The organism is Lyngbya sp. CCAP 1446/10, from assembly GCF_026130175.1.
In the GTDB taxonomy this organism is placed as follows: Bacteria; Cyanobacteriota; Cyanobacteriia; order Cyanobacteriales; family Microcoleaceae; genus Microcoleus.
Genome location: NZ_JAIGNI010000170.1, coordinates 1 through 767 on the forward strand (window position 1 = coordinate 1; position 767 = coordinate 767).

Below are 767 nucleotides of genomic sequence, written 5' to 3' on the forward strand. Positions count from 1 at the left end.
TCAAACTGACCCTAGCTTTAAGAGTACACGATTATATACACGAATTACCGCCAGTGAAGTCCGTCGTCAACTAATAGAACAATTTGGTTATAGTGATGAAGAACTACCGACCGTTGAAACAATTCGACGAAAATTGAATGACTTGGGTTATAGCTTAAAACGAGTTCTTAAAACTAAACCCATCAAGAAGATTCCAGAAACTGAAGCCATTTTTAAACAGGTAACACAAATTAATACAGAAGCTGATCGTGACCCTAATACTCTCCGAATCTCCATTGATGCCAAGGCAGCAGTCAAAGTTGGAGAATTTGATCGAGGTGGTAAAAGTCGGATACCAACTCTTGCACTCGATCACGATTTTGCGACCGAATCAACCGTGATTCCCTATGGCATCTTTCTGCCTGAGTACAACGAGTTATTTTTGATTTTCGTTACCTCTAAATTAACGGCTGATTGTATTGTTGATCTACTTGAAAGTTGGTGGCAGACTGTCAAGCATCGTTTTACTCATATTCAAAGATTGGTCATAAATCAGGATAATGGACCAGAAAATAATTCTCGTCGCACTCAGTTTATGAAACGGATTATAGATTTTGCTACATCATCTCAACTGACGTTACAACTGGCTTATTACCCGCCCTATCATAGCAAATATAACCCCATAGAACGTTGTTTTGGTTGGCTAGAAAAGCATTGGAATGGTAGTTTACTTGATACTGTTGAGACTGTAGTAAATTTTGCAAAAACTCTCACATTTAAGGATAAAA

1 protein-coding gene is annotated in these 767 nt (G+C 38.1%); it reads left to right on the plus strand.

Annotated features, from left to right (window positions below; genetic code table 11):
* On the plus strand, positions 1 to 767 hold a 767-nt coding region (locus K4039_RS29715), incomplete at both ends, for an ISAzo13 family transposase (RefSeq protein ID WP_265240114.1).